The 11,764-nt window shown below is 39.2% G+C and carries 4 protein-coding genes and 2 pseudogenes; all 6 read right to left on the bottom strand.

Features of this window, described 5'->3' with window-relative positions:
• A partial coding sequence (locus V7121_RS25000) for an Ig-like domain-containing protein (RefSeq protein ID WP_420490742.1) occupies positions 1–1,291 on the bottom strand: 1,291 nt, incomplete at its 3' end.
• Between the two features lie 1,461 nt (positions 1,292–2,752).
• Positions 2,753–3,586, bottom strand: a pseudogene (locus tag V7121_RS24995) (RCC1 domain-containing protein); the annotation flags it as partial.
• Between the two features lie 261 nt (positions 3,587–3,847).
• Positions 3,848–4,300 (bottom strand): annotated as a pseudogene (locus V7121_RS24990) (chromosome condensation regulator); the annotation flags it as partial.
• A 616-nt stretch (positions 4,301–4,916) separates the two neighbouring features.
• Positions 4,917–7,787, bottom strand: a complete 2,871-nt coding sequence (locus V7121_RS22630) for an ATP-dependent helicase (protein WP_335499759.1) — start codon at positions 7,785–7,787, stop codon at positions 4,917–4,919.
• A gap of 73 nt (positions 7,788–7,860) precedes the next feature.
• Positions 7,861–9,801 (bottom strand): hypothetical protein, encoded by a 1,941-nt coding sequence (locus V7121_RS22625; protein ID WP_335499756.1) that lies wholly within the window; start codon positions 9,799–9,801, stop codon positions 7,861–7,863.
• Between the two features lie 5 nt (positions 9,802–9,806).
• Positions 9,807–11,648, bottom strand: coding sequence for an McrB family protein (locus tag V7121_RS22620; RefSeq protein ID WP_335547959.1), 1,842 nt, complete (start codon positions 11,646–11,648; stop codon positions 9,807–9,809).
• Positions 11,649–11,764: the final 116 nt, after the last annotated feature.

Genomic DNA, 11,764 nt, shown 5'->3' with positions numbered 1-11,764 from the left:
TTCCAGCACCAATCACTGAATCATTTACCTTCACTTCTACTTTGGATCCAGCCTCCGCTAGACCTGTAACAGAAGTATCCTTGTCCGTTACTTCATTAGCAACTGGTTTCTCTGGGCTAGTAATGTCTTTTACTACTACTTTTGTAGTTTTGCTTACATTTCCAGCCTGATCTATAGCAATGATGGCTATTTCAGTTCCTGCTTTTTGAACTGGTATGGTAACACTATATTGACCACTCTCCCCTACCGTTCCGGTTCCGATAATAACATCATTGACTTTCACATCTAGCTTGGACCCCGGTTCTGCATTTCCAGTAATTATTGTATCTTTGTCTGTTACATCATTGATCACTGGATTGCCAGGCGCAGTCACGTCCTTAACTACTACTCTAGTAGCTTCACCAGGATTCCCATACATATCAACAGCATGTACACTAATTTCCGTACCTGCATTTTGCTTATTTATAGCAATAGTAAATGAACCATCTTCAGCTACTTGAGCCCATCCAATCGATGATCCATACGCTTTGGCAACCACGGTAGCATTTGGCTCTGCCTTTCCGTTGATAACGAGTTGATTATCTCCGATTGGATTTACTTCCGGTGCTAACGGCGCTATATTGTCTACAACAGTGACCCGACGATAGACTGCCGCGTGATTTCCCGCCTGATCTGTAACGGTATAGACCAGATCATAATTTCCCGGTTTGTGTATATTGACGGATCCTTCAACTTTCATCAGCGAAGTGATGTTCCCATCGACATTATCCCAGGCTTCTACTCCGTCAACAGGATCAAAAGATGTATCCAATCCAATCGTTTGATCTTTAACACCCGAAATAATTGGTTTTGTATCATCGGCAACATTAATGATGACTTTATAAAACTTAGTCGATAGGTTACTAGACGTTACTTTTAAAATAAAGCTATTTTCACCCTGCACAAGGTTTTTTAATCCATTTCCCTCAATTGTGGCTTTACTATCTTCCGTTTCTCCATTTACCCATACACTGGTAACATGGCTTGGTAGATAGGTAGAATAGGTATCTATTCCAGCGGAGAATTCAGGTGTTAATGAATAACGAGTAGCTCCATCGGTTACCGAGATGGTAGCCAGATTCGCGTTAGATGGATCACTGATATAAAAAACCTTCTCTTTTGCAGCAGTGACTTCGTTCCCTGCTAAATCGATCACATTGGTTAACAGACCGTTAACTATCCCTTTTTGCCCTTCTTTTACTTCATAGTACAACTCATACTCTTTCCCATTGCTTCCTTGTACTTCACTCATTACATACTCTTCATGATTGACTCCACCAGATAAAGTGATTTTTACGCCTGGTTTCACTGGTTCAGTGAAGGAGGCAGTAATATGTGCATAGTCCCCTACTTCGTATTCCTTATCTTCAGGCTCGAGTGAAGAAAGAGCAGGGTATACTCCATCTGCTTGAAAAATATTTAATTTATTATATACATCGCTATTATATACACCATAAGGATTGCCAACTAAATCCTCTACATTTCTTATCTGTGCGCTAACGAAGCCAAGGTCACCTTCTTTAACCAAATAACTATATTCATATACAGTAGAATTTGAACCTTCCACCTCTTGCATGGAGAGATCTCGTATATCTACATCACCATATAATGAGAGCATAAAGTCAGGTTTTACCGGCTCATCAAAAACGGCTCTAATTACCACTTTGTCTCCCAGTTTCGCAGCAGTGAGCGATGGAGAAAGACTACTAATAGTTGGTCTAATGCCGTCAATCTCAAACAGGTTCTTACTCACATATTCCTGTGACAGCTTGTTATTGAGATCGTAGACTTCTGTAATATGTGCATTCATTTTCCCTGTATAACCTTCTGGAACTATATAGTTATACATATATTGCATCCCATTGCTTCCGGCGGTTTGATTCATATAAACCGGGGCCATGTTATCCGCACCGTCAAAGGAAATCTTCACGCCACTTTTGACACTTTCCGAAAAATTTGCCGTAATCGTAACCGTATCCCCAATTTTGGCTTTATTTTCCGAAGAAGTAATCGAGCTAATCGGAGCAAGTCTGTTTTGTTTCAAAAAGACATTTTCGTCGGTGAAACGATTAAAAATTTGACCATTAACCGTTTCTACATTCGTTAATGTGGCATCGACCGGCCCCTCTTTATAATTATAAGGAACAGTGTACGTGAACATATACTTTGTACCGTTACTGCCCGCTACCTCGGTCATCTTAGTTGCAGATAAGGTAGTGGCCCCACTTAACGATAATTTAAAATCAGGCTTCACGCCTTCATTAAACGTAGCGGTTAACGTCACTTTTTCCCCAGAACTAGTCACCGTTTTAGATGACTTGATGGACTGAACAGGTATGATACTAAATAAACCATCCGCTTGAAGATTATTCCCAAATGGATCTTCAACACCAGAAATAGAGAGATTTACTTTACCTATTTCAGTGGCGTTAGGTATATACCGATACTCAAAATCTCCATTTGGTAAGGGAGTCATTTCTGCATCGACAAGCGATATCCCGCCAGAAAAGGTGATGGTTGGATGGCTAATGTTGTAGAAATTTCCTTTTGATAAAGTAATGATAATTTCATCATTTGGTTTATATGTTTTTTTATTAATTCTTAACTGCGGTTTTATTAATTCATCCTTTGTGTAAAACTTTCCATCCGTCGTTAGGATGACACCATTCTTTTTATATCCTTTTGTACTTTGTAATCCAGCAGAAATAGATTGGACATCCTTCCAGCCGCTAACATTTAACTCCCCATGGTCATTCTTACCGACGGCTACGACGGTTCCGTCACTTCTTAAACCGACTGTATGGTCCGCACCAGCTGCGATCGCAATAATATTTCTCCAACCGCTAACATTCGTCTGGCCATATTGGTTAAGGCCAGTTGCCACAACGGTTCCATCGCTCTTCAAGCCTACCGTGTGATACCCACCCGTAGCGACAGCCGTAATATCCTTCCAGGAGTCCACATCTGTTCCATAACTATAGGGTCCTACAGCAACAACTGTGCCATCTTTTTTTAATCCAATGGTGTGAAAATTACCTGCTGAAATCGCCGTAATATCCTTCCAGTCATTTACGTTTAATTGTCCGTAATCATTATTACCAACCGCTACGACGGTACCGTCCTTTTTTAGACCAACGGAGTGCTGAAGCCCAGCTGAAATAGCCGTAATATTACTCCAACTACTTACATTCAGTTGTCCATAATCATAGGTACCAGAAGCAACGACAGTGCCATCTTTTTTTAAACCTAATATATGATAAAAACGTGCTGAGATGGATTCGATATTTTGCCATTGGCTAATATCATTTTCATCAATAATTCCAAACTGACCCGTACCAATTAGCGTTCCATCGCTTTTCAAACCAAATGTAGTGTTCTGATTCTCAATGACAGAATTTACATCCTTCCAGCCATTTAAATGGACGGTTTCGGTACCATTATCACCAGTTGAAATAATCGTTCCATCGCTTTTTAAACCGATCGTATTCCCGTCACCCGCATCAATGGCAACAATATTTTTCCAATCACCTACATTCGTCCTTCCGATAGAAGAATCACCAACCGCTACCACAGTCCCATCATTTTTTAATCCCACTACATGTCCATAGGCTGATGATATTTCTACAATCTTATTCCATGAACTTGCATCCCCTTTACTATACGCCCCCCAACCAGTCGTCACGACGGTTCCATCGGCTCTCAAGCCAAACGTATCATATGCACTCGCAGTAACTGCAACAATATTGTTCCAACCACTAACATTTAATTGTCCATTATAATTGTAGCCAACGGCTATGACTGTCCCATCACTTTTTATCCCAAAAGTGGCTGAAGAACCTGCCTCAATCGCAATAATATCCTTCCAGTCACCTACATTGGTTTGTCCACTATCGTTGTAGCCAAACGCTACTACAGTACCATCGCTTTTCAAGCCAACGATATGATTCGTACCTACAGCAATAGACACGATATTCGTCCACTCACTAAGATCTTTTTGTCCTGGCTGCTTGGCCCCATAGGACCCAACCGCTACCACGGTTCCATCACCTTTTAAGCCAACTGTCGATTGTCCCCCTGCTGCAACAGCGATGATATTCTTCCAGTCACCTACATTGGTTTCTCCATAATAATTCGTTCCAATGGAATCAACCGTTCCATCATCATTTAAAATAACAGTATGACTACCTCCCACAGCTATTTTATTTTCAAACTTTTTAAAGTCCTCTCGGGTTAAAAGGCCCTCAGCATTGGCCCCCTTCATATCAAGAACTTCTGGAAGCCATGATAAAGGTAAAATATTCACTAGCATACTGAACAGTAGTACCAAACTAATAACTTTTAAATATTTCTTCATAATCAAATCCCCAGTAATTATATTTTTAAAGTTACTAAACTAACTTTCATTTCAAAAAAAATACTATCATACTTCATTCATTCATCCTATTAAATATTTCTACCATCTAAATAGTTTGATATCATGAGTTTTTACCTAAAGAAGAAAGCGCTCCATAAACGGCAAAAAACCTGAGTGTCATCTCGTAAACCTTGTAAATAGAATGAATATAGAAAATTATCAAAAAAGGAACTCATAGAAGTGACTGAACTTGGATTTGTGCCAGGCCTCTGTTTATTACAGTTAGCAAAATTCCCCTTTGTAAATATAGTTTATGATAAATTGAAATCCCCTCCACATGACGTAAAGGGGATTTAAGAGTCGAAGTGAGACATACATTTTCATAATTAGCCATGAAACCAGCCAGTTTTTACATTTACGTAAACTAAATACCGAAATTCTCCATCCACCTTATATCCTATCAATCTTCGACAAATCTCAGGGCGTGATAGATACAGAAGAATACCCTAGAAGTCTCTGCACCTTAGCATAGTTTTTTCCCTTCTTTTTCCCTTCTATCGCAATAAAATCGCATATCACAATTTCGGCAGTGCTGCTTAGGCCTTTTGGCAACATGATAATCTCTTTTTTCTATTTTACGAACGGTCCTATCAAATTCATCAATGGTCTCGCTGGTATGAATCGCACTTTTTTCAAAAGTTAAATAAGGGCTTGATTCGGTTTCACCTGTATAATATAAATGCATTTTCGTTACTTTCTTCTGTACCTGTTCCTCTACAAGATGGGCATAAATTTCGAGCTGGTTTTGATATTGTCTTAGTCTCTCACTATCCATTGCAGGTTTCTTCTCTGATTTAAAGTCGATAATTTCGTACGAACCATTTTCCTCTTTGATTAAATCCACATTTCCACTAAGTATATAATGTTCCTTAACGAGAGACAGCTTAACCTCCGCTCCTTTTACCTTGTCCCATTGGTCATTACTGCTCATAACATACCTTTGAACCTGCTGCAGTGCTGCTCTTTTGGCCTGTTCCTTTAGATACACTCGCTCCCGGCTACTAAGATAGTGATAATTGGTTTCAAACCAACTCTCAATAGTTTCCGTTGTCATTTCAGAGGCCTTGCCATTAAGAATTGCCTGATGTATATCTTCAATCGTTTGATGAACAACCGTTCCAAAGATTTGTGCTGCCTGCCGTACAGGGGCAAAGCCAAACTCCTTAAAGAATTTGTATTGCAATGGGCAAGTGTTATAAACGTTAATATGTGAAGTAAAAGAATAGCTTTCTTTTAAATTAACACTTTTGACAGTCTCATATTCTATTTCAGTGATAGGGACCTTTCTCCAATTAGGTACCTTAGAATATAAGAATTGAAACGATTCTGAAGGGCAACTTTTTCTCCCGATGTTTTCCTGTCCAGTAAGGACTAATAAATTTTGAGCCCTAGAAAAAGCTGTATAGTACAGCCGCCAAAAATCATAATAGGGAATTCGGTGCTGCGGCTCAAAGGATTTCTTTGTGTTAAATTCTGTTTCAAGAAGCCGCTCACTGTTGGAATTTCTTCTCCATGGTTCATTCTCGAGCGATCCAACTAAAACAATAGGAAACTCTAGACCCTTCGATTGATGAATAGTTAAAAATGACACACAACCGCTTGGTGCATATTCCGATTCATCCTCATATTCCGTAATGCCTCCCTCATCGAGAAATAGGATATACTGGTTCCAAAAAAATCTAAGCCAATAATCCAACTTCCCTGGAATAATAACATCCATACGAAATAAGTACTCAAACTTCACAATAAATTGGGAGAATATCGATAAGTTTCTACTAGCTCTACTGTCTCTTACTGATCCGCTCCCCCCCTCTAAAAACCTGCTGAACATTGGGAATTGGAGTAGTTCATAAAACAATTCCGAAAATCCGTAGTTTAGATTCTCTTGAAGATTTTGATGTACTTTCGCTTTTTGGTCTGCCCAAATTTTAAACTCTTCATTTTCTGGAGAGTTCAATGCTTTTTCAAAATCTGCCTGACATTGATCATAAAAATCCCATGCACTTAGCCATTTTCCTGGGTCCCACTGTCTTGATGTTCTGGTTTGGGGAAAAAGAAACATATATGCTCCCAGAATCAACTTAATTTCTTCCCTCTTAAAAAACATATTGGAACGTGGAGAATAGACAGGTATTCCCTTCGTTTCTAAAAAGTCAGAGAGCTCAACTACCGCCTGTTTCTTCAAAGAGGAAAAAAGAAAGGCAACTTGATTCCAATCTGTAATCGATTGATTATTTTTCAGAGTCATCAGAAAATTATATACCTGATGATGCCAGTCTTTGTATTCGCTAGAACCCACCACTTTTACAACAGATGGAATACGATCATACGATTTATCTTCAGGAGGATTAATTTCTTTATCATATCGGAAAGATTGATCCTTTTCCCTCCAGGCCAACCCATTCATCCACTGATTGTAAAATTGGATAATTCCCGGGTGGGAGCGGTAGTTGGTATTTAATTTTATCTCTCTACAATGTTGAAAGTAATTTGGAAACTCTAAGATATTCCGAATGGTGGCACCCCTGAAACGATATAGACCTTGGTCATCATCCCCAACCACACAAAGATTATTCTGGCTATTTGTTAGTGCTAGAACGATTTTTTCCTGAATGGTGTTCGTATCTTGATATTCATCCACCATGATATATCGAATCTTTTCTCGAAGTGATTCCCGTACGTGTGAATGACTTAATAACAACCGATATGCCTCGAGTTGAATGGTCGAAAAGTCCAAAGCATTCTCTTCTTCTAGCATTTTTTGATATAAATCATAACAATTCCCCAGAGCTCTCATTGATGGAAAGCGAGATTGACGAAGTTTCCGACTATCAATTAATTCCTCTGTAACTTTATTAATCAATTGCAGCAATCTTGCCGATTGGTCCCACTTTCTTGTTTTACCTTCCGGTAGGAAATGGAAATTCTCAACCTCGAAGAATTCCTTAAGATTCTGATAGATAAAAAACTGCTGATCAAACTGGTCCATTACCCGATAATTCCTCTTTAACCTGGTATATTCGCGATTTTCTTCCAAAATCCTTAGGCAAATTGAATGGAACGTGCCGATATACATATCATTTAAATTAAACACAATATTTTCTTCGTGAAGACGGTTGGATACACGTGTCATGATTTCCCTTGCAGCTTTTTCGGTAAAGGTGGCTACGAAAATTTCCTCAGGCTTAGCCTTATTGTTTTTGATTAGGTAGGTAACCCTTTCAACAAGTGTATGAGTTTTCCCTGAACCCGGTCCAGCAATAATCAGCACAGGTCCTTCGGTAGTCGTAACCGCCTCTAATTGCATAGGGTTAAGTTTCGTTTTTGCTCCCAAAAAGATCACCTCCAAAAGTTCATAGGGAGGGTTAACTTTGTTAGAACTACTAGAAAAGCGTCCATGGTCATTGCTACCTGCCCCTTAAGTAATCAGCGTAAGTCAATTCACACCTTGGACAATGAACATCCCAATCATGTGCGGTTGATCGATGAAAGTTTCGATATAAATATTTATAAAGACGTTGCTTTGTATGCATCCTATTCCAACAAACACTTTGAACCCAGAAAGATTGGCAGCAATCACATCTATAATACTTTTTAAAACCCCAGTCATCAAAAGGTCCTTCTACGCTCTCCCCGCAATCTGGGCAAATATTTTCCCAGCCCATATGAAAATGGAAGGCCATTTTCACAAATAGTGCCAGTCCTTCTTCATGACCAGGCTTGAGCATAAAATAGCCGTCACGATGTGGCCTGGTTATTTCAAAATGATTTCCCCTTTCTTCATCAGGGTGAACAAGAAAAGCAGCTTTTCCCCTTGCATCCATCTCCCTGTACTGTTTAGCCGAATGATCAAGGTCCCTTTCCAATTGTTCCGTCAATTTACTGTAAGGCTTGTATTTTGCATCTAAGAACACCAAGCTTTGTTTATTCGGCTGGTCAAAGCGTAAGGCAATATCTGGTCTCCGATTATTGTCAAAACGAACTTCACTGCCAATAACCAGCTTGGTTGATGGGGATATAACCAGACTGATCCGAAATCCCTTCAGCTTTTTATGTGTTTCATAATAAGTTAAGATTTCTTCCATGACATTCCTGCCCTGAGGAGTAAATTTCATCGTTCCCGTAAAGTAATAAAGTGTCTTAAAAAATACCCACTTCTCATAAAGGTCAGGGGAATGAAGAAGATCACGTTGAAAATCTCTCAGCGCAACATGGTTCTGCCGAAGCTCTTTCTGTAGCCTTTCCACAAGCTCAAAAGCCTCGCTGTACTGAGGATGATAGATAAAGAGATGCGTTTCTCCCCATTCCTCTGGTTCACAATGATAAAATAGCCCTGACTCCAGTAGGTCTTCTAATTCCCGAATGATTTCCTCCCAAACAATACTGCGTTTGCTCAGCATATTAAACTGGGAGGACAGGAAATTCTCCTTATTAGAGAAGTGTGGGGCGGCCCAATTGTCTCTATCATTTAATTTACTCTTCTGATCTTTAATATCTGAGAGCTGATTAGTAATGCTCTTTTGCATCTCCAATTCCCTGTTTTTATTTCGCTCGCAAATCAAAAGAAATTCAAGGATTACCCCTTTTAGCTTTCGGTGCTCCACTACATCTAACGATTGAACAGTAGTGATGGCATGAACAGTCTCAAGGTAAGGATATAATTCCTTCTCCAGTAGGGTTCTTACATCCAGCTTTCGAAGTTTCTCGTAACTAGTTTTCCTTCTTTCCTGGGTTAACTTTTCTGCAGGTGCCTTTTCCAGTTCAGTTAACAACTGAAGGAATGATTGAACAGATTGGCTGACTGCCCCTAAATCAATTAAAGAAGACTTTCCTTCTGTTCCGCCGTGGTTCATTTCCTGTTTATACATTAATTCTTCCGTAATCGAGAGCAGATCCTGCTCCATTAATTTATATTCCTCTTCTGACAATAGAGATGGACGCACCTTTACTTCACAAGTAAAGGTCTGATGATTTTCACTTACAATGCCATCTATCCAGAAGGTACCGCATTGATTAACTCCTAATGAAGGAACACTAACTACATATTGCCGCTCTGTACGATTCCATTCATAAACAGGGCAGGAAACCCAAATACCACTTTCCCACTCAGTCATTTCTCTCTTGAAAGAAAACTTTCCAACCGCCTTTATTTTTTGAATAGGAGGTGCTGCTATGATTCCAATACTTAGAAGTTCGGCATCAACACGATTGTATTCCGTTGCACAGTAAACGCCGTTCTCTATTTCCAAATCCTCCACTACCGTAACAGATTTAGGATGGACGATGATGGATTCTTCTGAATAATGAGTTGGAACATCCCAGTCAACCTTAAGCCATACTGGTTTCATAGAAACTACCTCCAAAACTGAACAACGCGTTTGTTAATTTTCATTTTTTCAGCCTTCGCTCTTGAATTACTAGCCTGCGGAAGTCTTGCTACAAATTCATCAAAGACATTCTCAAGCTGCTTTTCAGCCTTTGGAAACATTACACGAGGCAGAATTTTTGAGTTAATCAATTCATCAACCGCTCCCTCCACAGCAGGCAGTGAAGAGACATAGCGTTCCATATGCTTAATACCCCGACTATTCATCATCGCATTGGGGATATCCTTCAGGACAGAAGAATATTCTAAAACTTGATCAATAACAGATTTCTGTTCCTCCGATAATTTCGGTTCTTCTAAAGCCGGCAGAATAAACTCACTTATATTCAACTCCAGCTTACCACCGATTGATTGGGAGGCTAGTTGCTCACGTACATCATTCAACTTGGATGGATGGTCTAATTCAATAATAAAACTTCGGTCAATAACCTTTGGACTTAACGGCTTTACGGTTTCGTCCATATTCAATGTTCCAACAAACCGTACATTGTCCGGTATTGGGAAATGAGCAGGGAAATTAAAGATCAGTTCATACTTACTTCTAGCTTCCTTCCGTTTCTCAGCATCTAATTGTTTTAGATCCTCTGCCGAAATCTCCGCTATAGGCATGTTCAGCAATTCCTCCAAGTCCATCTTTGCTTCTTTGTAAAATTTATGAGCATACAAGTCTAGGAATCTTTTATCTGGCTGCTTCTCTCTGGCACTTAATAGGCTAGAAAAATAATACTCCACATGAGCTAGATTCATTTCATCAAGACAAATAATATGTAATGATTTTTTATCATTTCTGGCATCTACAAGTGCCTGAAGAAACGGTGTTGGCAAGTAGGTATTTTTTAAAGGATTGAAAAATCCGAGTAAGTCCTGAACATCAGTCCAGTTGGATTGAACCGCCACATGATGTACTTTACATGGATGTAAAACCTCTCCAATCTGATGAACTAAGCTTGATTTTCCTGTTCCGGAGGGACCTGTTAACAACACTAGTTGATCAGTTCTTAAAGCAGTGATGAAACGTCTAACGATATCATATTCATAGACTAAATTTTCACCATTTTGATGGTAAAGTCCTATCTGCATAGCTTCGATAAAATCTCCGTCTTCCTTTAGATTATGAAAATCGATTGCTGCTTCCTCTTTCCAATCTTCTTCAACGAATCCTAAAGAGCTTCGTAGATCGTAAACCTGCTGATCAATACGTAATCTTGTTTGTTCATGAGCTTGTATTTCAGCCTGAATTCCCTTTAGTTGCAATACCTTTTCAGTGACTTGATCGTTTAAATGATTAATTTCAGAATTAAGAGTACTGATTTTCTCCTGGTGTTCACTGATATCTCTCTCAGTGGTTTCATACCAGCGGTCATACATCAAACCAAGCAGGGATTCCTCCCCATCAAATTTCTTCTGCAAAAATTGCACGAAGTCTTCCCCATGACGATCGACAAGTTCATTAGAACGCTTTAGTTTCTTCAAAGTGCCAGGCATTGGCTTAATTAAGTCATGTAAGAATCTCTTTTGGGTTTGTACTTCATACCGGCCAACTAAGACATCTCCAATTGTGAAGGCATCCTTTACAAAATAAAAATTAAGCTCCCAAGGACGGTTCGTCAACGGATTCAGCATTTCAATAAATAATTCCCCAGACTTTAAAACCCGACATTGGTAACGGGAGCTATTGCCAGATTGTTGATTTATGACTTTTTCTATTATTAACGTAATTTCATTACCTAAAGTTCCATTCGTTCTTTGCGCTTCTACAAACTCACTAACCGTTTCTTTTGTAATAATCATTTCTTTTGTGTCTGGCATATCTAGTCTACCTCTCCAACTTCTTTCATTATCTTTAATTCAAACAATCTTTAATATCTAGTAATATCTTCATAATTTCAATTTAATTACTATAGGCAAAGCTCATGGGTCTGCCC

The sequence above is a fragment of the Neobacillus drentensis genome, from assembly GCF_036962125.1.
In the GTDB taxonomy this organism is placed as follows: domain Bacteria; phylum Bacillota; class Bacilli; order Bacillales; family Cytobacillaceae; genus Neobacillus; species Neobacillus drentensis_B.
This window is presented reverse-complemented; position numbering and strand designations above follow the sequence as displayed.